The sequence below is a fragment of the Streptomyces qinglanensis genome (genome assembly GCF_900111245.1).
Classification (GTDB): Bacteria; Actinomycetota; Actinomycetes; order Streptomycetales; family Streptomycetaceae; genus Streptomyces; species Streptomyces qinglanensis.
Genome location: NZ_FOGO01000003.1, coordinates 26,500 through 50,678, shown reverse-complemented (window position 1 = coordinate 50,678; position 24,179 = coordinate 26,500). Strand labels below are relative to the sequence as shown.

The following is a 24,179-nucleotide window of genomic DNA, read 5'->3' as shown; positions in this document are numbered from 1 at the left end:
GTGTCAGACGGCGGCGGCTTGCGTGGCCGGCCGGGGCGTGGCCCGCTCCAGGCGCTGGGAGCGCACGGCCAGGGTGATCATGACTGCCGGGATCAGGAGGTCGTTGACGAGGACTCCGCCGGTGTTGCCGGGGGAGTGGTCGCCGTTGACGAACCACTGGTAGACGTGGCCGGCCAGGGCTCCCCAGAGGAACATCCCGCCGCCGAGCCCGATGGTGATGCGCTCGCGCGCGGATGCCGAGGCGGCCCGGAAGCCCATGACCGCCAGCCCGAGGTTGGCGAAGGCGATCTCGAACATGAAGGGCGTCCGGTCGAAACCGATCGCCGTTGCCATGACGTCCGGGGCGCCGAGGAACGCGACCGTCATCCACAGGCTGCCGCAGCCGAAGGCGCCGATGGCCCACCAGCGTTGCCAGGTTTCCAGTGCCTGTTGGAGGGAGGGGGCGCGGCGGGTCCGGATGAAGGCTCCGACGGTCGGCACCAGCAGCCACACCAGGGGGAACGCGGACTGTGCGAGGTAGGAGAGGTTGCTCATAGCTTAGTCTTAACAGGTTAATATTAACCGCGCAACAGTCAGGTACAGTGGTAGCTGTGGATGACGGACTCGCAGACCTGCTGCACCGCGTGGTCATGCTGCTGGGCGAGGCGGCCCGGCGGCGTACCGATGGCCCCGACGGCTTGACCTACAGCCAGATCCGACTTCTCGGTACGCTGGAGGACATCGAGCCGACGACGCAGCACAAACTCGCGCAGGCCCTGTCGGTGTCCGACCCGGCGATCAGCCGGGCACTACGGCCACTGCAGACGGACGGCCTGGTGCAGATCACCGTCGACCCCGAACACGCGCGGCGGCGGCTGGTCCGCCTCACCGAGGCCGGCCGGGAAGCCTTCCACGCCACAGGAAAGCCGCTCGACGAGGAATTCCGGGCCGCACTCGTCGCCGCCGGCTTTCCCTACGACCGTTATCTCGAAGACACCCACCGGCTGGCCGAACTCCTCGCATCCGACTGAGTACACCGCCACGCACTCCAGGACCCTCCGGCCCGACTCCCGGACACCGATGGCCACCACCACGCTCTCCCGTCGGGCCCGGACGGGCCGTCCGCACCGCTCGAAGAGCACATCTCCGGTGGCTTCCCCGGCGGGACCGACCAGGTCAGCAGCGGCGATGAGTGCGCCCAGCTCCTCGCCGGGAAAGTGGGCGCCGGCAGCAACTTCGGCCTGCTGGCCGACACCCGGAAAGCGGCGACCGGACCAAGCGGGAAGGAGACCTGCGGCCGGGGAGCCATCCCCTCACAACAGAACCAGGAGGCATTCAGCAAACTGCCGGCCCCCAGGCGGCGGATGCGGGACAACGATGAATTCTTCCCGACCATGCCAGGCTACGAACACTGCGAAGCGGGCAAGCCCTGCTCCTGGAGCAATGTCTGACAACCACACATGCGATGTCGTCGATGCGGTTCGGGCTCAGGGTGACGTGCTGAAGCGCGGACCAGCGTTGAGGGCGGACGCGGCGCGCTCGCCGAGGGCCCGGACGCCGCGTTGGAGACGACTGTGCGTGCGGTTGTCGATGCACAGCGGTGCGGAGATGTCAGGGTGCGGCCGCAGCGGAGTGTGAATGCCGATCCCGCCCCGGTGTACCCGACGTCGGCGAGGGTGGGGCAGGCCCGTCGCGTGCGGCAGGGTGCAGGGCAGGTAGCGCGTGGAGGCAGCCGCACCAAGGTCGTCGCCGTCTGCCGGGCCGGGTCCCCCGGCGCTGTGTCGGCGATCACTGCCGGCATGCGGTCGGCGCCTGGTGCGGGGCCCGGCCGGGGAGCGGCAGGCCCGGTGCAGGGCGTCGCAGCGGTGTCGACTGGTGCTGATCAGCACCACAGGGCCGGACGATGCGGTACTCGGCGGCAGTTCGTTGGCTTTCCTGCTGTGCAGGATCCGTCCGGTGTCCCCTTCGCCCCCTCCCCGCCCGGTACCGCCCCGGAGTCAGCGCAGGGCGGCGGAGCGTGCCAGGAGCTGGGCAGTGGCGTGGTGCCGGCGATGGGGGTGCAGCAGCCGGCGCATGGCGCTCAGGCGGTGGGCTACGCGAGAGGAGTGCAGGACCGGGTAGGCGTCGAGGAACGTCTGCCAGTGGGCGAGGGCGGCGTCGAGGTGCCCCTGCGCGAGGCAGCTTTCGGCGAGCCGGGCGCGGGTGAGGGCGGTGGCCTGCCGCTCGGTGGGATCGCGTAGCCGCAGGGACGTGGCCAGGGCACGGGCGGAGCCCGCCGTGTCGCCGAGGGTGGCCAGCATTTGGGCGCGCTGATAGTGCAGCGACGCGGCTGGATAGTGGCTGAAGGGGCCCGGCGCTGCGCTGGGTGCCTGTTCGTGGAGGCGTTCGGCGACGGCCAGTGCGTCGAGCGCGGCCCGCCCGCTGTGGTGGGCTTCCATGACGGCGAGCTGGGCCTGGGCGTATGCGCCGACGGTCCTGCCCGCGGCGCGTGCGCTGTCGGCGGCACGTTCTGCCAGGTGCAGCACCGCGGTGGTGTGGTGGCCCATGTCGTGCGCGTGGGTGGACATCGCGCGCAGGGCGATGGCGAAGGTGGCCGCATCCCCGGCCTCGGCGGCGAGCTGCGCCGCGGTGTGCTGGTAGTGCTGGGCGAGTGCCTCGGCGCCGCCGTCCGCGCTCATGCCGCCGAGCAGCAGCGCGAGTTGGGCCGCGCCGATCAGCAGGTGGTGGCGCGCGTTCTCGGTGGCCGGGGCGTGCAGGTACCCCGTCACGTCACGGGCCAGGTAGGCGGCCAGCGCCGAGCGGACGTGGCCGGGGCCGTGGAGCTGCGCCGCCTCGGCGAAGACCCGGGCCATGGTCCGCATCTCCTCGGCTTCCGCGTGCCCGGCCCGGCCCGTGGTCCGGGGCGGCCGCTGCCGCGGTTCCGCACCGGGCATCTGCTCCGAGCGCCAGACGTCGGGCACGGCGAGGCTGTACGTCCCGGTGTGCAGCGTATGGCGGCTGCGGGGATCCATTTCGGCGCGGGTGAGGACGGTCAGCCTGTGCAGCGGGTCGGCCTCCCAGGAGAGGTCCAGCACTGTGGCCGGAGCGCTGCTCAGACCTGCCTCGGCGGCGCTGACGGGCCGTTGCAGACGCCGTGACAGTACTTGCAGCAGCAGTTCCGGCGCGGGCGGCCGGGGGGTGGTGCCGGCGAGCCAGCGCGAGACCGTCGACCGGTCGCAGGTCAGCCGCTGCGCGTGCTCGTCGGCCAGCTTCCGCAGCGCGGTGGCGAGTTGAGCGCCACTCCAGTCGGCTTCCTGGAGCAACGTGTGCAGGCGGGTGTTGCGTGTTCGGGGCACCTTTCCCTCCTGGCCCGGCCGGATGTGCCTGCTCGCCGTCGTATCCCTCGCCTCCCCGGGGTGTGAAGGCGAGACGGCCGCGGCAGGCGTGCACGCGTATATCGCTTGTGTCCTTGTGAATGCGCCGCGGGGATGCGCACAGGGCTGCCGGACGCCGGAGTCGGCTCGGTCCGGGCCGAGTCGCCGGGGACCGCCCGGTTCGTCCGTCCGGCTCCGACCGCGGATTTCACAAGTGCGCGATGCCGCACCGGTCGCAGCACTTCCGGCGCCGCAGTCCTTTGTCGCGCCGAGCCCATCGCGGTGCACTGGGTCCCGACGGCAGTCACTGCCTCGTACGACACGGCCCGGCTCGTACGCCGTGGCGCGGCTCGACGGAATCGTTCCGTATCGCGGGCCACCACGCGATCGCGGAGCACCACCCGATCCGATCACCCCGAACTGGAGTTGGACATGGACACATCCGCCGTTCAGTCTTCTGGACGAGGGGACGCACGGCCCCGGGGAGAGATCGCCGTCATCGGCGTGGGCTGCCGCTTCCCCGGCGGTATCGGTTCGCTCTCCGGCCTGTGGAAGCTGCTGGACGCGAAGGGCCATACGATCGGCCCCGTCCCCGCCGACCGCTGGACGCCCGAGACGCTGAAGGAACTGCCACCCGACGTGGCCGAGCGGATGCGGTGGGGCTCGTTCCTGGAGGACGTCTTCTCCTACGAGCCCGACTTCTTCGGGATCAGCGAGCACGAAGCACCCTGGGTCGACCCGCAGCACAGGCTGCTGCTGGAGGTCGCCTGGGAGGCATGCGAGCACGCGGGCACACCGCCCACCGATCTTGCCGGGGAACGGGTGGGAACGTTCTTCGGCCTGTACTCGCGGGACTATCTGCTGCGCTCCCAGCGTCCGCTGGAGGACACCGACCCGTACGCCATCCACAGCGGGACCGACAGCATGGCCGCGGGACGGCTGGCCTTCCTGCTGAACCTGCAAGGGCCCCAACTGACCATGGAGACCGGCTGCGCCTCCGGCCTCGTCGCCGTGCACACCGCCTGCCAGAGCCTGCTGAACGGCGAGTCGAACATGGCGCTGGCCGGCGCCGCCTCGCTCACCCTGGACCCCGAGGGCACGGTACTGCCCGCCCGGTGGTCCTTCTTCTCACCGACCGGACAGTGCCACTCCTTCGACGCGGCGGCCGACGGCTACGTGCGCGGCGAGGGCTGCGCCGTCGTCGTCCTCAAACGGCTGGCCGACGCACGGCGCGACGGCGACCGTGTGCTGGCCGTCGTACGCGGCTCGGCCGTCAACCAGAACGGGCGCCGCAGCTCCCGCCTGATGGCCACCTCGCAGACCGCGCAGGCCGACGTCTACCGGGAAGCGCTCGACCACGCCGGCGTCCGGGCCGGACAGGTGGGCCTGGTCGAGGCGCACGGGCCGGGGACGGCGGTGGGCGACCCACTGGAGTTCGCCGCCATCGCCTCTGTGTACGGGCAGGGCGAAGGGCCCTGCGCCGTCGGGTCGGTGAAGACCAACATCGGGCACACCGAGCCGGTCGCCGGGCTTGCCAGCCTGCTGAAAGCGGTCTGCTGCCTGCGGCACGGGGCCATCGCGCCGAACCTGCACTTCCACGACTTGAACCCGGAGATCGATGCGGCGGACACCCGCCTCTACGTGCCGACGGAGTCGCGCCCCTGGGGCGTGCCGGGTCCCCGGCGGGCCGCGGTCTCCTCCTTCAGCGTCTCCGGAACCAACTGCCACGTGATCATGGAGCAGCCCGAGGAGTCCGAGGAGCCCGGAGACGGGCAGGAAACCTCCCCCAAGGAAGGAGGCGAGCAACGGGCCGAAGACGGTGGAGGCGGGTCCCGGGACAGCGGGAGCGCGGCAGGAGAGCGGGTCTTCCTGCTCTCCGGCGGGACCCGCCCCGCCACCCGGATCGCCGCGGGCCGGCTCGCCGACTGGCTGGAGGGCGAGGGGACGGCGGCGCCCCTGGCGGACGTGGCGCACACGCTCGCCACCCGCCGCTCGCACGCCCGGCACCGGGTCGGCGTGGTCGCCGGGCGGCGCTCCACACTCGTGGACCGGCTCAGGACGTACGAGGCGGAGTCACCCGGCGAGGACGTCACAGCCGACAAGGTGGTCGCCGAAGTGGGCCAGGGGCCGCTGTGGGTCTTCTCCGGGCACGGCTCCCAGTGGGCCGGGATGTGCGCGGGGCTACTGGACAGCGAAGCCGCTTTCACCTCGGTCATCGACACGCTGGAGCCGCTGATCGGTGCCGAGACCGGGCTCTCCCTCCGGAAGACGCTCACCTCCCGCGCGGAGATCTCCGCCATGGGCACCGTGCAGCCCGTCATCTTCGCCGTCCAACTCGGCCTGGCTGCCATGTGGCGCGCGCACGGTGTGGAGCCCGCCGCAGTCGTCGGACACTCCATGGGCGAGGTGGCGGCCGCCGTCACGGCGGGCGCCCTGCGCCTGGAGGACGGAGTGCGGGTCATCTGCCGCCGCTCCCGTCTGGTCGAACGTACGGCCGGGCAAGGGGTGATGGCGTCCGTCGAACTGAGCAGGTCAGAGGTCGAGGACGGCCTCGCGCGCGCCGGGGCCGACGGGGTGGCCGTCGCCGTCGAGGCGGCGCCCCGCAGCACGGTCGTCGGAGGGGACGCCGCGCAGATCCAGCGTCTGGTGGACGAGTGGAAGGCGCGCGAGGTGATGGCGGCGCTGATCAGCGTCGAGATCGCTTCGCACACCGCGCAGATGGATCCGATCCTGGCGGAGCTGCGGGACGAACTGTCCGGTGTGGAGCCCCGGAAGCCGGACCTGCCCTTCTACAGCACCGTGGCGGACGACCCGCGCGCTCCCGTCGAGTGCGACGGTGCCTACTGGGCGACCAACCTGCGCAGCACCGTACGGCTGGCCCGTGCGGTCGGCGCGGCTGTGGAGGACGGCCACCGGCTGTTCGTGGAGATCAGCCCGCACCCCCTGCTGGGCCAGGCCGTACGCTCCACCGCGGCGGAACACACCCACACCCGCACCACCTACGTCCCCTCGCTGCTGCGGGAGACCCCCGAGAAGCCCACCTTCCTCGGCCACCTGGCCGGTGCGCATTGCGCCGGCCACCCCGTCGACTGGCAACGCCTCTACGGCGCGGGCCGGTTGACGGATGCGCCGCCCACGAGCTGGGAACGGCGCACCTACCAGATCGACCGCCCGGCGAGGGCCGCCGCATCCCCGGAGCAGGAAGGGGTCCACCATCCCCTCACCGGGCCTCGAGTACTGGACCCCGACGGCGAGAACCGGCACCTGTGGCAGGCCACCCTCAGCTCCGCCACCCTCCCGTGGCTGGGCGACCACCGGATCAATGGGGTGCCGGTACTGCCGGGCGCCGCCTTCTGCGAAATGGCGCTGAGCGCCGCGACCGACATCTTCGAAACCGGCATACGGCAGGTCGAGGTCACCGACGTGGAACTGCGCCAGTTCCTGCCGCTGCGCGGCGATACCGAGGTCACGGCGACCGCCACCGTACGGGGCCAGGGGCGCGGCACCTGGAAGCTCACCGTGCCCGACGCGGACGGCACGGGCCGCTGCCACGCCACGGCGGAACTGCGCCTGATCGAGGAGGCGCGGAAGGAGGACACGGAGCACCCGCCGGGCCGCGACCTGGCGGCGCTGAAAGCCGGCCACGACGAGACCGTCGACCCTGCTGGGCTCTATGCGCAGATGCGCCAGGAGCGCGGAATCGAACACGGGCCCGCCTTCGCCGGGATCACCGCACTCGCCGTACGCGGCGGCAAGGGTCCCGTGACGGCCCTGGCGGACATCGAACTGCCTGCTGGGGCGCGGATCGGCGCGCGGCGGCTGCACTGGCACCCGGTGCTGCTGGACGTGGGCCTCCAGGTGGCGGGCGCCGCCTGGTTCGCCACCACCGCAGTCGAGTCCGGCAGCATGGTGCCCCGCCGGATCGGGCTGCTGCGTGCCTACGGCGACGTGGTCGACGCGCGGCACTGCCACGTCCGACTCGACCACGCCGACGCACACGCGTGCACAGCCCACCTGCAACTGCTCACCGGATCGGGCGACGTGCTGGCCGAGGCGTCCGGCGTCGAGTTCGTCCAGGTGCCCTCACACACACCCGAGGAGCAGTTCGACAGCAGGCTGCTGCGGACCGTGTGGGAGGAGACGCCCCTGGACTCCCTACCGGATCGGCCGGCCTCGGCATGGACGCTGTGCCCCGAACCGGAGACCATCGACCAGGCCGCGGCGCTGGCCGAGGCGCTGGGCGCGCACGACGCGCACGCCACGGTCCTGCCGCTGCCGCACCCCACGACGGCCGACACCGGCGCGTTCGCGGCGCGGCTGCGCACCTGTCTCCAGGAAGGGGAAGCCGCTGGGCGGAACGTCGTTTATCTGCCCGCGCGCGACGCCGCTGTGGACGCCGACAGCCCTGCGCTGGCCCGCGACCGGGTCCTGCGCCTGATCCGGCTGGCCCAGCCGATGGCCGACCCGGCCCTGGCGAAGGAGACCCCGGCGCGGCTGTGGACGGTCACCTGCGCCGCACAGGAAGTCGTGGAAGGCGACCAGCCGCTGCTCGGCCAAGCCGGACTCCAGGGACTGTGCCGCGTCCTCAGCTACGAGCACGCCGAACTGCGACCCACCGTCATCGACATCGAGCCTGCCACCACCCCCGAGGAACTCGCCGGCGAACTCCTGGCCTGCCCTCCCGACCAGGACCAGATCGCCTACCGCGCGCACACCCGCCGACTGGCCCGGCTGCACAACGCGCCGATGGCCTGGGACGAGCGTCAGCTCCGCACGGTCGACTGGAGCCGGGACAACGTCACCCTCCAGCGCGGCGCCGTACGCACCACCAGCACCGTCGAACTGGTCGCCGGCGCCCGGAGGGCGCCCGGGCCCGAAGAGATCGAGATCGCCCTGGAGGCCACCAGCATCAACTTCGGCAACGTCCTGCAGGCCCTCGGCACGCTCGACCGCTTCCGCACCCCCGAGGACGGGGCCCCCACCCCCTTCTTCGACGGCGCGGGCACCGTGGCCGCCGTGGGAGGGGACGTGACCGACATCCAGGTCGGGGAGCGGGTCGCCGCGCTCGTCTACCGGGGCGACGGACGGCTCGACTCGCTGATGAGCCGACGGGTGTGCGTCCGCGCGGACGCCGCCCTCCAGGTCCCCGACTGGATGGACCTGACGACCGCTGCCGGGCTGCCCGCCGCCTGCATGACCGCCTGGTACGCCTTACGGCACCTTGCTCGACTCCGCGCGGGCGAGACCGTGCTGATCCACAGCGCCAGCGGTGGCACCGGCCTCGCCGCCGTGCACATCGCCCGGCTGTGCGGCGCCGAGATCATCGCCACCGCCGGCAGCGCGGCCAAGCGGGACTTCCTGCGCGAGCAGGGCCTCACCCACGTCCTCGACTCCCGCGACCCCGACTTCGCCGACAAGGTGCGCGAACTGACCGAGGGCCGGGGCGTGGACGTGGTGCTCAACGCGCTGACCGGCGCTGCGCAGGCGGCGGGGCTCGACGCACTGGCCCGCCAGGGAAGGTTCATCGAGCTGGGCAAACGCGACATCTACGCCGACTCGCGCATCGGCCTGCTGCCCTTCCGCCGCAACATCACGATGAGCAGCGTGGACCTGGTGCTGCTCCGGCAGACCGATCCGGCCCTCATCGCCCGGATTGTGCGGGAACTCGGCGAAGCGCTGCGCGGCGGCGACCTCCCGCCGCTGCCCGTCACCACCCACCCGGTGACCGAGGCCGCCGAGCCGTTCCACACCATGGCCGCAGCCCGGCACACCGGCAAGCTCGTCCTCACCTGGCCGACGGAAGGCACCACCACGCTGCCCGTCGACCCCGAGGACGTCGAGGTCGTACGGACCGACGGCACCTACCTCGTCACCGGCGGACTGGGCGGCCTCGGCCTTCTCCTCGCCCGCCGGCTGGCCGACCTGGGAGCGGCGGCCATCGTCCTCAACAGCCGCTCGGAGCCGGACGAGGACACCCGTACGGTCATCGAGGAGCTGCGGGCCACCGGCCCCCGGGTCGAGGTGGTCAGCGGCGACATCAGCACAGCCGGCGTCGTGGAGGAAGCGGTGACGGCGGCGAAAGCGTGCGGACACCCGCTGCGCGGCGTCGTCCACGCCGCCGCCGTCGTCGAGGACGCCATCGCCACCAACATCGACCCCCTACTCCTGGACCGCGTCTGGACCCCGAAGGCCACCGGAGCGTGGCGGCTGCACGAGGCCACGGCGGGGCTGCCCGAGCTGGACTGGTGGGCCGTCTTCTCCTCCGAGTCCTCGCTGCTCGGCCGCCCGGGACAGGGCAGCTACGCGGCGGCCAATGCCTGGCTGGACGAGTTCGCCGCCTGGCGCCGGGCCCAGGGGCTGCCGGCCGTCAGCATCAACTGGGGCGGCTGGGCCGAACACGGGCGCGGCGCCTACAACGAGCAACTCGGTTACACCATGATCCGCCCGGTCGAGGGCCTCGCCGCGCTGGAGAAGATCCTCGCCCACGGCCGGACACGTACCGGATACGGCGTCGCCGACCTGGCACTGCGTACGGCCTCCCACCCCGACACCGCAGCGCTCGCCTTCTTCGCGCCACTCATCGGCACGGACGGCGGGAAAGGCAGTTCGGGCGGCCTCGCAGCAGAACTCGCGCACTGCATCGAGGACGACGACCGGCGCGCCCTGCTGCGGGAGTGCGTCACCGGCCACCTCGTCGAGATGTTCCGCCTGGACCCCGACGAGTTCGACACCCAGACCTCGCTGGTCTCACTCGGCCTGGACTCCCTCCTCGCACTCCAGCTCCGCAACCGGATCGGCCGAGACACCGGACTGGAGTTCCCGGCCACCGCGATGTGGACCCACCCCACGGTCGAGGCTCTCACCGCACACCTGCTGAGTCTGCTGACGGACACGCCGAGCGCGGAGAGCGAACAGGACACACCTCCTGCGCCGCCCGTCACCGACGACCCCGCGCAGAACTGACCGGAAGAGGTGCCACATGGACACGGACACACAAGCGGTGGTGATCGGCGCCGGCCCGTGCGGGCTGGCCACGGCGGGCCAACTGCTGCGCCGGGGCGTACGGGTGCGGATCTTCGAGGCGTTGCCGGAACCGGCCCGGGGCAGCCGCGCGATCATGCTCTGGCCGCCGGCCCAGGCGGTACTGGACGACCTGGAGATGCTGGACGCGGCACGCGGCCAGGCGCACACCCCAGGCCGGCTCGATTACCACGGCGACACCGGACGGCTCGTCAGCGTCGGGCTGCGCGCCCGGCAGGCACCGCTGGTACTGCCCCAGTCCCGTACCGACGCGCTCCTGGAATCCGCCGTCCGGCGGTCCGGCGGCACCGTGGAGCGGGACCGCCGGCTGGTCTCCCTCACCCAGCGGGACGACACGGTCGAGGTCGTCGTACGCGACGGTGCCGGGCGGCACGAACAGCTGTGCACCCGCTGGCTCATCGGCGCCGACGGCGTGCACAGCACGGTGCGTGAACTGCTCGGTGTTGCCTTCACCGGCAGCGCACTGCCCACCCCGTTCATCCTCGCCGAAGGGCCGCTGAGCGGAGTCCGCGTACCCGACGTGCCGGCCTACTACCTCACCTCGCGCGGCGGCATGGTCATCGCACCCCTGCCGAAGGGCCGCTACCGGGTCGCCGGGAGCGCGGTCGACGGGCAGGAAGCCACCGCGGGGTTCATCCAGGACATCCTCGACACCCGTGGCCCCGGAGGGCTGCGGATGGACGACATCGAGACGCTCACCACCTTCAGCTCCTCCGAACGCATCGCCGCGCGCATGCGGTCCGGGCGGGTCCTGCTGGTCGGGGACGCGGCCCACACCCACTCGGCCGTCGGCGGCCAGGGGCTGAACCTGGGCCTCCAGGATGTCCGGAACCTCGCCTGGAAGCTGGCCGGCGTCCTGGGCGGCACGCTGGACGAGGCGGTCCTGGACACCTACGAGCCCGAACGCCTCGCCGCAGCACGCCAGATCGTCAAGGCCACCGGCGACGTGACCCGCGTCGCGCTCGCCCGGCCGCCCTGGAGCGGCCTGCGCAACGCCGTACTGCGGATCGCCGAGCGGACCCCTCCCGCCCAGAGCCGGTACGCGGCCACGGTGGCGGGACAGCGGATCCGCTACCCGACGAGCGCACTCGGCCGGCCGGCCGGGTTCCGCCGTACAGGTCTGCCGGCGCCGGGCTGGGCCGCGGCAGCCACCACCGCGGGCGACCGGTTCACCCTGCTCACCTGCGGCCCGTCGGACGGCCCGCTGTCCATCGCCGCCGAGGCTTTGACCCGCCGGTATCCGGCGCTGCTCAGCCACCACCAACTGCGCCGACGCCGCCGGGAGTTCCTGCTGATCCGCCCCGACGGCTACGTCGCGGTACGGGGCAGGCCCAAGGACCTGCCCCGTACCGAGCGGCTGCTCACCGCCATCGGCTCCGACCCGCAACCCACCGAGAGGAGCGCCATGCCGCACCGGCACGACGACCATCAGACCTACGAAGCGCACGCGGCCACCTTCCGCAAGTGGGCCGACTCGATCATGGACGGCGATGTGGAGGCGTACGCCTCCTGCTGGGCCCCGGACGCGGTGGCGGAAGACATCGCCATGGGCATGGAAACCCGCGGCGTACGCGACATCAGTGCGGCAGCGGCGCGCTGGTTCGAGGCGATCGTCGACCAGAAGATCATCCTGCTCGCGCAGTTGGAGGGCGACGGGTACTCCGCCGTCATGTGGGAGCTGTCGGCCCAGGCCCAGGGCACGTTCACCGAACTGAGCACGGACGTACGGCCCGGCAGCAGGTTCACCAAGCAGGGCATGAGCGCCTTCCGCTTCAACGACCAGGCCCAGTTCGTGTGGGAGAGGTCCCACTGGGACCGGGCGAGCGTCCTGCGGCAGATCGAGGCCCCGCATGACGACTGAGACAGCCCGGCAGGCCGAGACCGTCGGCTGCGCCGGGCTCGGCATGCTGGGAGCCGCCCTCGCGCAGCGGCTGGCCGACGCCGGTCACCTGAACGCGGTGTGGAACAGGACACCGGGCCGCGCCGCCGGCTTGGACACGGCAGGGGTACGCAGGGCCGCCGAGCCGGCCGCCCTCATGCGCGAGTCCACGGTGCTCGTCCTGTGCGTCAGCGACAGCGCCGCCGTGGAAGAGGTCACCTTCGGGCCCGGCGGCCTCGCCGAGGGCGCGGGACCCGGCAAGGTACTCGTCGACCACTCCAGCATCGGCCCGCAGGAGACCCGGTCCCTCGCCGCCCGGCTGGCCGCCGAGACCGGCGCGCACTGGCTCGACGCGCCGGTCTCCGGAGGGCCGCAGGGCGCTGCCGCCGGAAAGCTCACCGTCCTCGCCGGCGGCAGCGCCGAGGACTTCGACCGGGTACGGCCCCTCCTGGACGCCTACGCGGCCCGCCGCACCCTGACCGGGCCCGTCGGCGCCGGGCAGGCGACCAAGCTGTGCAACCAGATCATCGTGGGCGCCACCTCCTGGGCGCTGGCCGAGGCCACGCTGCTGGCCGCCGCCTCGGACCTCGACTCCGACCGGCTGCCCGAATACCTCGAAGGCGGCTTCGCCGACTCGCGGCTGCTGCACGTCCTCCAGCCGATGCTCAAGCCGGGCGACACCCGCCGCTTCGGCTCGAGCGACCACCTGCTCAAGGACCTGGACACCGCGTTGCGCCTGGCACGAAGCGCGGGCTGCCCGCTGCCCGTCACGGCGAACGCCGCCGAACTCTTCCGTACCGCACGCAAGTGGTCCTCACCGCTGCGCAACGGCGCCATCTTCGACTTCCTCGACGGACGGCCGGAACCCGGCCCCCGCCTGGAGAACGCACCACCGGACGGGGCGCAGTCGGACCCGGGGCAGCCCGTCGCCGGGCGACCCGACGGCACCTGAGTACGACCACGGGGGAGCGCGGCGGCTCCTGCCGACCGTGGCCGGCGGGCAGGAGCCGCCCCTCGCCCCTTCCGACGACGAAGGAGACCCACCGATGAACGACTCACGCGCCCCCCGGAACCGCACGCCCGCCACTGTGGACCTGCGCCCGCACGCCGAGGCACTGCTCCACGACCCGAACCCCGTCTACGCCCGGCTGCTGGAACAAGGCCCCGTCCACCGGGCTGTCCAGCCCGACGGCGCCGAGGCATGGCTCGTGCTCGGCTATCCCGAGGCGAAGGAGGCCCTGGCTCATCCAGCGCTGTCCAGCGACCCAACACAGGCCGACCGGAACTGGCGCGCCCGCTACCTCGGGGACCCCGACACCACGGAGTTCCCACACGGCCGCAACATGCTCAACTCCGACCCGCCCGAGCACACCCGGCTCCGCAAACCCACCACGCAGGCATTCACGCCGCGCCGCATCGAGGGACTGCGCTCCACCGTGGAGGAACACACGGAGCGGCTGATCCGGGCGCTCCCCGAAACGAAACCGTTCGATGTGATCGACGACTTCGCCGCACCCCTCACACTCAGCATGATCTGCACCGTGCTCGGCGTCCCCGACCTCGACCACGGACGTATCCGCGAGTGGGCCGACCGGGTCAGCTTCCCCAAGATCCCGCAGGACGCCATCACCGCGCGGCAGGAGCTGATCCCGTACTTCGACGAACTGATCGGCGCAAAGCGGCAGGAGCCCGGCACGGGGCTCTTCGACGCGCTGCTGCGGACGGCGGACACCGACCTGCTCTCCCACGAGGAGCTACGCGCCACGGCCTTCCTGCTGCTCCTCGCCGGGCACGAGACGACCATCAGTCTCCTCTCCAACGCGGTCCTGTGCCTGCTCACCCACCCCGAACAACTCGCCCTGCTCCGCCGGAATCCGGACCTCACCAGCCAGGCCGTCCACGAGACGCTACGTTTCGCGCCGCCCGCACCGAGCCCCTTCCCGCGGTTCGCCGCCGAGGACCTGACGCTCGATTCGGCAGAAATTCCCGGTGACGGCAGCCACGTGAAAGTCATGATCTCCAGCGCGCAGCGAGATCCTCGGGAATTCCCCGAACCCGATGTTTTCGACATCAGCCGCACCCCCGGCTATCTCCTGGCGTTCGGACACAGCATTCACGGATGCCCCGGTCGCTCGCTGGCCCACCTGGAGGCGAGCATCGCGCTGCCGGCGCTCCTGGAGCGCTTCCCCGACCTGTCGCTCGCCAACACCCCCGACAAGCTCAACTGGCGGGTCGGACCCCTGCTCCGGGCCCTCGACCATCTGCCATGCCAGGCGCATGCTGCTGAGCGCCGGCCCACGAACCCCACCCGTGCGGCATGACGCGCACTTCCCGAGAGACAAAGGACGCACCCTCATGGAGACGCGCTTCTCTCCCCAGCCGCACAGGCTTTATCTGTGGATGGGTGTAGTACTTGTCGTCATCTATCTCATCGGATTTCTCCCGATGGCGGAATTCCTGCCACCGCCCAGCCCCGGCTGGTCGGCCGAGCGGCTGAGCGCGTGGATCGTCGAGCACCGACTCGGTACGCAAACGGCGTGCGTACTGATGATTCTCGGCGCCACCCTCTGCGGACCCTGGGGAGCCGCACTGACCATCTGGACGCGGCGTACCGAAAGCCGCTTTCCTCTTCTCCACACCACGCAGGTGATTTCGCTCGGCTGCGGCGTATGCCTCATCGTACTGGTCAACATCGTCTGGTCGGCCGCCGCCTTCCGGGCCGGTGAGACCTCTCCGCAGGTCACCCAGGCGCTGTGGGACATGGGATGGTTCATGTTCATCTTCGCCGTCCCGCCGTTCATCGCCTGGTTCGTCTCGCTGGCGCTGGGCATTCTCTGGAATCCGCCGGAATACCAGCACTTCCCGCGCTGGTCCGCCTATCTGACGCTCGCACTGTGCCTGAACTGGGTCACGGACGTGGTCATCATCTTCTTCAAGAGCGGCCAGTGGACGTATTCCGGATTCACCGGGATGTGGCTCATCTTCGGCACCTTCTCGCTGTGGGTGTACCTGATGACGTATCTCGGCTTGAAGGCAGTGGCCCGCCAGGAACGGATCTCCTGGCAGGAAGACCCGGAAGGCGTGTATCACGCGAAGGCCGAGTAGGTGCGGTACGCCGACCGTCTCCCGGCCGACTGAGAGCGAAGGGCAGGAAAACATGCCTCATAAAAGCAACAGTGCGTCGCTCGTCGCGGAGAAAACTCAGCAGAACCTCGTTCCGAACCGGCGCACCGAAACCAACCGCACGGCCCCGTGGCTGCCCGGCGAAGTAGGTATCTGGGTTTTCGTCCTCACCGACCTCATGATGTTCACCGCCTATTTTGCAGCGCTCATGAACGAACGCGGAAACCACAGCCGGGACTTCGCGGCCGGACGCGCCGCCATGAAAACCGATCTCGGCGTCGTCAACACCTTCCTGATGCTCACCGCCTCCCTCTGCATAGCCCTCGCCGTGCACGCCGTACGGGAATCGGAGCACCGCACCTCACGGCGCTTCCTGCTGGCCGCCGGGACCTGCGGCGCATTGTTCATCGTCGCCAAGGTGATCGAATGGAGCAGCGCAGTCGGAGCCGGCCACACCCCGCAGACGAACGTCTTCTTCCAGATGTACTTCCTGCTCACCGGAATGCATCTGCTGCACGTGATCATCGCAATGCTCGTGCTGGCCCACATGTGGCATACGACCGGCCGGGGCACGGCACCGACAGGTGCCAGGCGACTGCGCTTCTTCGAGAACGGCGCCACCTTCTGGCACTTGACCGACGCGCTCTGGATCGTTCTGTTCACCCTCTTCTACCTGGTCAGGTGAACCATGACCGCTCCCGCACCCCCCACAGGCCGCCGGTCGCTCCTCATCGCCTGGGCCGCCCTGATGGCGCTCACGGCCCTGTCGTGGAGCCTCGCCGGCAGCGGACACGCAGGTCTCGGCGTCGAGCCGAGCACCGCCCTCATCGTCGTCCTCACCTTCGTCAAGGTCCTCGTCGTGGGCTACGTCTTCATGGAACTGCACCGCTCGGTCCGCCGTCTGCGCACGGTCTACACCTGCTGGTGCGCGACCGCCTGCGCCGTGATCGTCGCCCTCTATCTGCTGATGTGACCTGCCTGCTGATGTGCCCCGCACGCCACCGACCGCCTTCACCTGTTCCGATAGGAGAGCCCCGATGTCCGTCTTCGCCGAACCCTCGACAGACCTCTCCCAGGACCACGCTCACCAGTGCCTGGTCTACCTCGACGGCGCCCCGCACGGACTTGGCGGCCTCATGCGGCTGACCATGGGCACCACGGTCACCGCCCGGAAGATCGTGGTCACCCACTACGGACGCCACCAGCACTTCGAGCGGGCGCACACCACGAAGTCCGCCTCGGGAATCGAGGTTCCCCTCTACCGCTGGACCTACAGCACCTGCATCGCGGAATGAGCGCCCTCAGCCGATCCCGACCCCCCCCATTACCTTCTTGGTGGCCCCGCAATGGGGTGCCCGGCCTTCGGAGTTGGCATGACTTTCTCCCCCTGTCGAACGCATGGCCTGGGGGGTGGTGTCACCGGCTCCGGAGGCATCGACAGACCGCTGATTAGGGGCATGACCACCGGCTTTTCCGCAGGTCGGGAGGCTCTTCGTAATGTGGATGTGGCGATCGGTGCCGTGGGACGGCCGGGCAGGGACAACCGGAGGAAGCACGTGATCGACGTCAGCGACATCGCCGTCTTCCTCGGCCTGGACGTCGGCAAGGGCGAACACCACGCCACCGCCGTCACCCCGGCCGGGAAGAAAGCCTTCGACAAACGGCTGCCCAACAGCGAACCGAAGCTCCGCGAGGTCTTCGGGAAAATGCAGGCCAAGCACGGGAGCGTGCTCGTCGTGGTCGACCAGCCGGCCTCGATCGGCGCCCTGCCGCTGGCGGTCGCGAGGAACATGGGCTGCCCGGTCGCCTATCTGCCCGGACTCACGATGCGGCGCATCGCCGATCTCTATCCCGGTGAGGCTAAGACTGATGCCCGCGACGCGTTCGTCATCGCCGACGCGGCCCGCGTCATGCCTCACACCCTCCGCTCGATCGATCTTGAGGACGAGACCATCGCCGAGTTGGAGATGATCGTCGGCTTCGACGACGACCTCGCCGGGGAGGCCACCCGCATCAGCAACCGCCTGCGCGGCCTGCTGACGCAGATCCATCCGTCGCTGGAACGCGTCCTGGGTCCGCGAGTGCAGCATCCGGCCGTGCTCAAGCTCCTCGAGCAGTTCGGCTCGCCCGCCCAGATCCGCAAGGCCGGACGGCGCCGGCTCGTGGCGCTGATACGTCCGAAGGCACCGCGGATGGCCGAACGGCTGGTCGGGGACATCTTCACCGCACTGGACGAGCAGACCGTCGTCGTCCCGGGCACGGACGCGGCCGCACTGATCGTTCCCAGCCTCGCCGGATCGCTCCAAGCAGTGCTTGACCAGCGGAAGCTCCTCGCCACGAGGATCGAGGAACTGCTGGAGTCCCACCCTCTTTCCAAGGTCCTGACGTCCATGCCGGGGATCGGCGTCAGGACCGGAGCACGCATCCTCATCGACGTCGGCGACGGATCCAGCTTCCCGTCCGCAGCCCACCTCGCCGCCTATGCCGGCCTCGCCCCGGCGACCCGCAGTTCGGGCACCTCGATCCGCGGCGAACAGCCCTCCAGACGCGGAAACAAGCAGCTCAAACGGGCCTTCTTCCTCTCCGCGTTCGCGGCCCTGGCCGACCCGGTCTCCCGGGCCTATTACGACAAGAAGATCAGCCAGGGCAAACACCACACCCAAGCCCTCCTCTGCCTCGCAAGACGACGAGCCGACGTGCTCTTCGCGATGCTCCGCGACGGAACTTTCTACGAACACCAACCCGCCCCAACAGGTTGACGAAACCAATAGGGGCACCCCCCCCGGGCCCCCGTTCGCCAGGACACGGGCCCGCACCCGGCGAGCTGCGCGTGGGCGTGCCCGCACCGCAGGTGGGCCAAGACGAGCAACGCTGGCCGTCCGGCGGACAGCCGCCACCACCGTGTGCCTTGTTCGCGTCGATGTGCGGCCAGCTCTCCGGCGAGGAAGCGCAAGGCAGAGGTGGACAGATCGACGCCGGCTGGGTAGACAAGCACGTGCTAGCTCCTGGCAGGACGGCTTGGACTCGACACCCACCCGCTACCAGAAGCTTCTCTACGTCCGCACGCCAACTACTCCACCCACCCGGCAGGCTGGAAAGCCCTCACTGCCCGAAGAACACGCGGTCAAGCAGGATGGGCGGCATGGACGCGAGCACAGGCCGATTTCTGGAAGAGCTGGTTCGGTGGAACGGTGAACTCTCCGGACCTTCAGGCAATGCCAGGCGAAGTGAACCGACATCGGCTGTCATCTTCCGGCGTGACCACGCAGTGGCTGCCGTGGAGAAGGTCACCACGGGACTCGCCAGTCCTGGCCAGTTGTCCGATTGGGCACAGGCCGTGCACTTCGAGGACCACGTGCAAGTTGAGGACGGACACCAGGACCTGCTGACCCGGTTCCTCGTCGAGATCTCGACGCCCGAACTGTTCGAACCAGTCACCCACGAAGTCTGCCAACAATGGCTACATATTCTGCGGGGATCGAGAGCCTCTGATACCGAAGCAGCCGAACGGTGAACGGAAATGCTCACTGGCAGCGCCGGCCTCGATGCTCTTACCTCCGCCCGGTTCCGGCAGGTTCTCGTGGCTTGCGCCTTGGCGGAGACCCTGCTCCGTGGCACCCCTGCGCTTATCGCGCCTCGGACTGTACCGGCCCCGGCCCCGGCTCCTTGTCCGGGGCCGGAGCCGGGGTGGGCGACGAGGTCGGGGTCAGCGTTTGCCGACGTGCGTGCGTTCGAAGGTGATGGCGGCGGATTCCAGGCGCCACTGGGCGGCTGCCTTCGGGCTGTCGGCCAGGAGGCGGCCGCAGGCGCCGCCGGGCCTGCCGCTGCCGGGGCGTTCCTTCGCGCAGGCCGCGGCGGTCCGGTAGCCGTCGCGCGTCGGATTGCCGCGCCACAGGCTGCGGCCGGGCAGGAAGGCGTATTCCAGCGAGGCCCGCGCCAGGTCTTTCAGTTCGGGGTAGCGCAGCCGGTAGGTGGCGGACGCGTACTGGAACTCGTGGCTGATGTCGGTGCGGGAGATGCCCGGGTCATCGGTGGCCAGGACGACCGGGACACCATAGGCGCGGTAGGTGTTGAACGGGTGGTCGTCCCCCTTCACGCCGAGGATCTGTGCGTTGCTGGTGAGCGGCACCTCGACGGCCGTCTCCCGGCGAGCCATGGTGCGGGCCAGCTGCTGCCAGTTGTCCTCGTGGACGAGGTCGACGCCGTGACCGATGCGCTCGGCCTTCGCCACGTTCACCGCCTCGCCGATGTGGAAGGACAGGTCCTCCGGCTTGACCAGCCCGGGCCACAGCTCCCCGGCGTGCAGGGAGATGTGGGCCTTCGGGTACTGCTTGCCCAGGTAGCTCAGCATCCGCATCTGGAGCCGGTAGTTGCGCAGCGCGCTCTGACCGTCCTCGGGCTGGACGAGGTTGACGGCGACGAACCGCGGGTCGCGCTCGGCCAGCCGCAGGCCGAGCGCGATCTGGGTGAAGACGCGTTCGGGTGAACTGCCCCGGGAGACCTGCGAGATCCACCGGACGGGCAGCCGGCAGGCGCGGCGGGGGTGTGCGGTGTCGCAGCGTGCCTCGGTGCGGAACTCGCCGTTTGTACGGTCGGCATCCTTCCGGGCCTGTGACACCAGCCGGTCCAGCTTGCCGTCGGCGAGGAGCTTGCGGTGCATCCGTGCCGGGTCCGGGTCCCAGCCGACCTCTTCGGCGAGCTTCTTCGCGCCGTCGGAGGCCGGGGTCGCCATCGTCTCAAGGTAGGACTGGTTCTGCTGGGCCGCGTGCTCGGCGACCTCAGCGAGGAGCTTGCCCGGGTGCCGCCAGGTCACCTCGCCGAACTTGCCGAAGGCGGCGAAGAAGTGATCATGACCGGATTCGCCCTGCGGGAAGTCCTGCATGGACCAGGCCCGCACCAACTCCTTGTGGAACGCCTTGTCCGTGCGCGCGTCGGCGGCCGGGCGGGCACCGTCCTTGCACGGCGGCTGCACCGCGGTCATCGTCTTCTTCTCGATGCACAGACCGTCCTGCGCGGCGAGTTCGATGAGGTACTCGGTGGTGACGGCGCCGGAGAGGTGGTTGTGCAGGTCGCCGCCCTTGGGCAGCTTCCGGAAGAAGTCCCCCAGCCGGCCGGGATCGTTGCGGACGGATTCCAGATAGGCGGCGGTGCGCGCCTCGGCGGGCGTGGCAGGTGGCCGGACGGCGGGCCCGGCGGAGCGACCGGCCTTGTCGGACCGGGCCTCGTCGGATTGAGCGGCGGCCGGCAGCGCGGTCAGCGCGGTCAGCAGACAGAGTGCGGCGGCGCCGCTCGGGTACAGCACCCGACGGCGGCCGATACGGGATCGATGAGTCACCTCAGCATGATCAAAGGGCCGGGCTCAGGTGTGACCACGATCGCGGGGACGTCACTCGATCGTGGGGATGCCCCGGGGCGGCGTGTGACGTGCCAGTGAGATCCTTTCACCCTGTGGCGTAGAGCAAGGGAGAACCGTGGAGTAGGAACAACAGCCGGCGGAAAGTCCGCGGAAACTACGAGAAATATCCGACTGATATCGGAGACGCGGACTGCGACGCGTTCGCGATGGCCTCCACCCACGAGTCCGGTGGTTTCTCCGGCGGGCCCATCAGGTCAGCAGTGGTGATGAGTGTGCGCAGCTCTTCGCCGGGAAGATGGGAACCGGCAGTGACTTCGGCCTGCTGGCCGACACCCGGAAAGCAACGGACGGGCCAAGAAGGAAGGAGTTCTGCGGCCGGGCCGCCATACCCTCACGACGGAACCAGGGGGCATTCAGCAACCTGCCGGCCCCCAGGTGGCGGATGCTCGACGACGCTGAATTCTTCCTGACCATGCCAGGCCACGAACACTGGGAAGCGGGCGAGCCCTGTTCCTGGCGCAAGACCTGACAACCACACATGCGAGAAGGGTTGCCCGGACGGGCGGCCCGTTTCATCCGTTCAGATGTTGAGTGGTTTCCATACCTCGGCGTCTTCGTCGAGGAGGGGGATCCCCCAGTGCAGTGCCCTGTTTCGCAGCAGTCCCGCACCGGCCGGCGGGCGGGCAGGGTGTTCCAGGCCGTCTGCCATTTTTCCAGATGGGCGGCCAGTGCGGTGTCGAGTGGTGTTCCTCGTTTCCCCCTACCACTTGCGTACCTCACCCGAACGGAGAGTGGCCAGATGCGTCGGCACGAAGACGAGCCACCGACTCCGTCGGCGGCTCGTCATGAGACGTCGTGGTCAGAGGCCGTTCTCTTCCGAACCCTATGTACGGCGGGAGCGGCTGGGGCCGAAGCCTCGCTCCGTCACCGACCGAGATGTCATCGGATGTGTCATGCGGGACGGGAGGCCCAGAAGCGGTTGAGTACCTCTGCGCCCCGGTCGGGGTCCTGGAGCATCCAGTAGTGGGTGAGGTGGTTCAGTTCCACTGCCTGTGCGCCGGTTCGCGCGGCCATGTCCAGGTCCATCGTGGGCTGTGCCATGGGATCGCCGGTCGGGATCAGGACGAGCCCCGGCGCCCGGGCGGGGCGGTCGAAGTCCTTGCCCCAGTCGGTGTGGAAGTTGGGCCAGGCCGAGCGGTAGAGCGTCAGGATGGCTGTACTCATCTCCTCGTCGTGGACGGTGTCGACTTCTGCCGCCAGTTCGGCGCTCATTCCGCGGGGGCGGAGGAAGTCGCCGAAGCTGGGGCTGCCGGGGGTCTGGGTGCGCAGCGACGCGAGCAGCTCCTCGCCCTCCGGGTTCTTCTGGAAGAGGGTGGCCGCCTCGTGCCACTGGTAGTCGGGGTGCCAGCCATGTGCGACGTCGGACACCCAGCTGCGTACCGGAACGTCGTAAGCGGAGACGATCCGCATCACCAGGTGTGCACCCCAGTCGTGGCCCACGAGATCGACGGGCTCTCCGAGGGCGCGCAGCTCCTTCGCCAGCCAGCCGGCATACGCCTCCTTGCCGTCCAGATGAGTCGGGCGAGGGCTGCCGAATCCCGGCAGCCGCAGGGTCGTGGTGGGGCGGTCGATCCGCCCCCGGAGGTCGTTCCACAGGGAGGGCGTCTCGGGTACTCCATGGATGAGCACAACGGTCATGGCCGCTCCTGACGAGGTGAAGTGGATTAGTTATCCACTTCACCGTAGCACTCATCTGATAGGTTATCCACATAGGTGTGAGAAGGAGGGATCATGAGGGCGGATGCCGCACGCAACAGGCAGCGGATCTTCGATGAGGCTCGCGGCGCAGTCATCGGCGGGGAGACTGCGCTCACCCTCAACGAGCTCGCGCGCAGGGCCGGCGTGGGAGTCGGGACGGTCTACCGGGTTTTCCCCACGCAGCGGGCCATGCGGGAGTCCGTTCTGGAAGAGGCGGTCCGAGAGCTCATCGATGCGGCGGCCGTAGCGGGCGGATATCCCGATCCCGCCAAGGCACTCGTCGACTTCCTCCGCACGGCGCTGCTGACCGCTCTGGCGCGACCGGGCCTCACCGACGTTCTGATCACCGGGTCCGACGAGACGGAGTCTCTGCACCGGGCCAAGGGAGAGCTGGTCGAGGTCACCTCCGACCTGCTCGCACGCATCCGCCCTGTCCCTGCCCTCACCGGCGAGAACCTGCTCAAGCTCCTGTGCGGCCTGATCCACGCCGTCGCTGAGCATCCGGCGGAGCGGCAGGGGGCTGCAATCGACAACTACCTGGACATCTTCCGGACCGGTCTCGCGCCCGCCCCCTGACGACCGGGCTCTCGGTGCGAGCGAGGCCCGGATCGGATGCTGCGCCGGAGGCTGCATCGTGCCGCTCGTCGTGCAGCCCCCCTTGACCGGTCCGCTGTGGTGTCGCGTAGTCCGGGACCGTGTCGCGGTCAGGCGTCGTCGCCGATCATTTCGGTCAGCTCGACGGCGTGTCAGCCCTGCGACCGATGCCTCGAACGATGTCCAGCGGTGCAGCGCCCTCAGCGATGCGCACCGGGCCGCGGGCACCGAGAACGTGGCTGGGCCGGGCTTCAGCTTCGCTGCGTTGATCTGCTTGAAGGTGTCGAGCCACGGCGCCCGGTCGCCACCGGTGGCAATGTCTCCAGCCGGGCTGTCCAGGGGCAGATGGAGACGGGCATTACTGATCCGGATCTTTTGTTCGGAGGGGGTGTCGAGCCAATCGCCGGTCCGCACGGAGCCGATCTCCACGGCGAGGCGGTGGGCGGCCCACGGGATCCAGTCGGTCGACTGTACGGCGCTATCCATGACGGCTCCGACGCCGTGATCACAACCCCAACATGAAGATCATCTCAGTCATGGGTGGCCTGTCATCCCCGCACGGAACAGACCCACGGGCCTGCTTAGCCGCCAGCAGCGCCGTCCCATACAGTGCCGAAGGTATGACGGCACTCGCATCCTTCACCTTCGTGCGCCACATAGACGGGCTCCGCTACCACTTCGAACGGAACGGCGAGCACAACGGCCGTCCTGCCTACCGTCGAACGGACGGGAACGTGTGGTGCGTCTGGTCGCCGACCGAGGGCTGGCACTGCACTATCGCTGATGGCCTCGTCACCGCCCATCCTCTCAACAGCCACGCTGACGAACCCGAACCCCCAGCCACCGTCTGGCGCAGCTTCAAGGACGACCGCTCCTACCTTTACGACCTCAGGACCCTCGCCCCCGAAGAGTGATCCGCCGGACAGTGCCTAGGGCTGCGACGACCCTCCATGACGGCCTTGAGCTGCTGTCGTTGATGCTGTCGGACCCGTACGCTGTCGCTCTCGGGTCGTAGCTGTACGGGTCCCCGGTGCCGGCCTTCCTGGGCATCGCGCCTCTCCTTCCTCCACACGTGCTGACGGGCATGAGTGCGCCG

17 protein-coding genes and 1 pseudogene are annotated in these 24,179 nt (G+C 70.0%); 13 read left to right on the top strand and 5 right to left on the bottom strand.

What is annotated here, in order from left to right:
* Positions 1–3: 3 nt before the first annotated feature.
* Positions 4–534 (bottom strand): DUF6790 family protein, encoded by a 531-nt coding sequence (locus tag BMX65_RS07315; protein ID WP_074999349.1) that lies wholly within the window; start codon positions 532–534, stop codon positions 4–6.
* 56 nt (positions 535–590) lie between these two features.
* Between BMX65_RS07315 and BMX65_RS07310 the strand changes: the two genes are divergently transcribed.
* Positions 591–1,010, top strand: a complete 420-nt coding sequence (locus BMX65_RS07310; RefSeq protein WP_074999348.1) for a MarR family winged helix-turn-helix transcriptional regulator — start codon at positions 591–593, stop codon at positions 1,008–1,010.
* A gap of 966 nt (positions 1,011–1,976) precedes the next feature.
* Here BMX65_RS07310 and BMX65_RS07300 read toward each other — a convergent pair.
* The gene (locus BMX65_RS07300) at positions 1,977–3,314 is read right to left on the bottom strand and encodes an NsdA family TPR-like regulatory protein (RefSeq protein WP_074999346.1); all 1,338 of its coding nucleotides are present in this window, start codon (positions 3,312–3,314) and stop codon (positions 1,977–1,979) included.
* Positions 3,315–3,764: 450 nt separating this feature from the next.
* Between BMX65_RS07300 and BMX65_RS07295 the strand changes: the two genes are divergently transcribed.
* The 9 genes from BMX65_RS07295 (at position 3,765) to BMX65_RS07255 (ending at position 18,134) form a co-directional block, all read left to right on the top strand.
* Positions 3,765–10,295, top strand: coding sequence for a type I polyketide synthase (locus tag BMX65_RS07295; RefSeq protein ID WP_074999345.1), 6,531 nt, complete (start codon positions 3,765–3,767; stop codon positions 10,293–10,295).
* Between the two features lie 16 nt (positions 10,296–10,311).
* The gene (locus tag BMX65_RS07290; RefSeq protein WP_074999344.1) at positions 10,312–12,234 is read left to right on the top strand and encodes an FAD-dependent monooxygenase; all 1,923 of its coding nucleotides are present in this window, start codon (positions 10,312–10,314) and stop codon (positions 12,232–12,234) included.
* Positions 12,224–13,204 (top strand): NAD(P)-dependent oxidoreductase, encoded by a 981-nt coding sequence (locus tag BMX65_RS07285; RefSeq protein ID WP_074999343.1) that lies wholly within the window; start codon positions 12,224–12,226, stop codon positions 13,202–13,204. The genes BMX65_RS07290 and BMX65_RS07285 overlap by 11 nt, the downstream gene beginning before the upstream one ends.
* Before the next feature lie 94 nt (positions 13,205–13,298).
* Positions 13,299–14,573 (top strand): cytochrome P450 family protein, encoded by a 1,275-nt coding sequence (locus tag BMX65_RS07280; RefSeq protein ID WP_074999342.1) that lies wholly within the window; start codon positions 13,299–13,301, stop codon positions 14,571–14,573.
* A gap of 34 nt (positions 14,574–14,607) precedes the next feature.
* On the top strand, positions 14,608–15,357 hold the full coding sequence (locus BMX65_RS07275) for a hypothetical protein (RefSeq protein WP_143081817.1): 750 nt from the start codon (positions 14,608–14,610) through the stop codon (positions 15,355–15,357).
* A 52-nt stretch (positions 15,358–15,409) separates the two neighbouring features.
* Positions 15,410–16,060: a cytochrome c oxidase subunit 3 gene (locus tag BMX65_RS07270; protein ID WP_079171755.1), complete on the top strand. Its 651-nt coding sequence runs from the start codon at positions 15,410–15,412 to the stop codon at positions 16,058–16,060.
* Between the two features lie 3 nt (positions 16,061–16,063).
* Positions 16,064–16,348 carry a cytochrome C oxidase subunit IV family protein gene (locus BMX65_RS07265; RefSeq protein WP_074999340.1) on the top strand — a complete coding sequence of 95 codons (285 nt, stop codon included), beginning with the start codon at positions 16,064–16,066 and terminating at the stop codon, positions 16,346–16,348.
* Between the two features lie 64 nt (positions 16,349–16,412).
* A complete protein-coding gene (locus BMX65_RS07260) occupies positions 16,413–16,670 on the top strand; it encodes a DUF5988 family protein (protein WP_074999339.1) in 258 nt (85 codons plus the stop codon).
* Between the two features lie 261 nt (positions 16,671–16,931).
* On the top strand, positions 16,932–18,134 hold the full coding sequence (locus BMX65_RS07255; RefSeq protein WP_107437439.1) for an IS110 family RNA-guided transposase: 1,203 nt from the start codon (positions 16,932–16,934) through the stop codon (positions 18,132–18,134).
* A gap of 59 nt (positions 18,135–18,193) precedes the next feature.
* Here the strand turns inward: BMX65_RS07255 and BMX65_RS33385 are convergent.
* Positions 18,194–18,370, bottom strand: a pseudogene (locus BMX65_RS33385) (IS5/IS1182 family transposase); the annotation flags it as partial.
* Between the two features lie 147 nt (positions 18,371–18,517).
* Between BMX65_RS33385 and BMX65_RS07245 the strand changes: the two are divergent.
* Positions 18,518–18,889, top strand: a complete 372-nt coding sequence (locus BMX65_RS07245; RefSeq protein ID WP_074999337.1) for a hypothetical protein — start codon at positions 18,518–18,520, stop codon at positions 18,887–18,889.
* A 192-nt stretch (positions 18,890–19,081) separates the two neighbouring features.
* On the opposite strand, the gene BMX65_RS07240 is transcribed toward BMX65_RS07245, so the two are convergent.
* Complete coding sequence (locus BMX65_RS07240) at positions 19,082–20,710, bottom strand: adenosine deaminase family protein (protein ID WP_074999336.1); 1,629 nt, start codon at positions 20,708–20,710, stop codon at positions 19,082–19,084.
* A 972-nt stretch (positions 20,711–21,682) separates the two neighbouring features.
* The gene (locus tag BMX65_RS07230) at positions 21,683–22,429 is read right to left on the bottom strand and encodes an alpha/beta fold hydrolase (RefSeq protein ID WP_074999335.1); all 747 of its coding nucleotides are present in this window, start codon (positions 22,427–22,429) and stop codon (positions 21,683–21,685) included.
* A 93-nt stretch (positions 22,430–22,522) separates the two neighbouring features.
* Here BMX65_RS07230 and BMX65_RS07225 point away from each other — a divergent pair, with 93 nt between their 5' ends.
* Positions 22,523–23,065 (top strand): TetR/AcrR family transcriptional regulator, encoded by a 543-nt coding sequence (locus BMX65_RS07225; protein WP_074999334.1) that lies wholly within the window; start codon positions 22,523–22,525, stop codon positions 23,063–23,065.
* A 638-nt stretch (positions 23,066–23,703) separates the two neighbouring features.
* A complete protein-coding gene (locus BMX65_RS07215; RefSeq protein WP_074999333.1) occupies positions 23,704–23,997 on the top strand; it encodes a hypothetical protein in 294 nt (97 codons plus the stop codon).
* The last annotated feature ends 182 nt before the right edge of the window (positions 23,998–24,179 follow it).

What these genes read in the sequence shown, in the direction of transcription:
- BMX65_RS07260 (WP_074999339.1), top strand. Translation starts at nt 16,413, where the DNA reads ATGTCCGTCTTCGCCGAACCCTCGACAGACCTCTCCCAGGACCACGCT.
- BMX65_RS07230 (WP_074999335.1), bottom strand. Translation starts at nt 22,429, where the DNA reads ATGACCGTTGTGCTCATCCATGGAGTACCCGAGACGCCCTCCCTGTGG.
- BMX65_RS07245 (WP_074999337.1), top strand. Translation starts at nt 18,518, where the DNA reads ATGGACGCGAGCACAGGCCGATTTCTGGAAGAGCTGGTTCGGTGGAAC.
- BMX65_RS07225 (WP_074999334.1), top strand. Translation starts at nt 22,523, where the DNA reads ATGAGGGCGGATGCCGCACGCAACAGGCAGCGGATCTTCGATGAGGCT.
- BMX65_RS07270 (WP_079171755.1), top strand. Translation starts at nt 15,410, where the DNA reads ATGCCTCATAAAAGCAACAGTGCGTCGCTCGTCGCGGAGAAAACTCAG.
- BMX65_RS07265 (WP_074999340.1), top strand. Translation starts at nt 16,064, where the DNA reads ATGACCGCTCCCGCACCCCCCACAGGCCGCCGGTCGCTCCTCATCGCC.
- BMX65_RS07295 (WP_074999345.1), top strand. Translation starts at nt 3,765, where the DNA reads ATGGACACATCCGCCGTTCAGTCTTCTGGACGAGGGGACGCACGGCCC.
- BMX65_RS07275 (WP_143081817.1), top strand. Translation starts at nt 14,608, where the DNA reads ATGGAGACGCGCTTCTCTCCCCAGCCGCACAGGCTTTATCTGTGGATG.
- BMX65_RS07285 (WP_074999343.1), top strand. Translation starts at nt 12,224, where the DNA reads ATGACGACTGAGACAGCCCGGCAGGCCGAGACCGTCGGCTGCGCCGGG.
- BMX65_RS07315 (WP_074999349.1), bottom strand. Translation starts at nt 534, where the DNA reads ATGAGCAACCTCTCCTACCTCGCACAGTCCGCGTTCCCCCTGGTGTGG.
- BMX65_RS07215 (WP_074999333.1), top strand. Translation starts at nt 23,704, where the DNA reads ATGACGGCACTCGCATCCTTCACCTTCGTGCGCCACATAGACGGGCTC.
- BMX65_RS07290 (WP_074999344.1), top strand. Translation starts at nt 10,312, where the DNA reads ATGGACACGGACACACAAGCGGTGGTGATCGGCGCCGGCCCGTGCGGG.
- BMX65_RS07280 (WP_074999342.1), top strand. Translation starts at nt 13,299, where the DNA reads ATGAACGACTCACGCGCCCCCCGGAACCGCACGCCCGCCACTGTGGAC.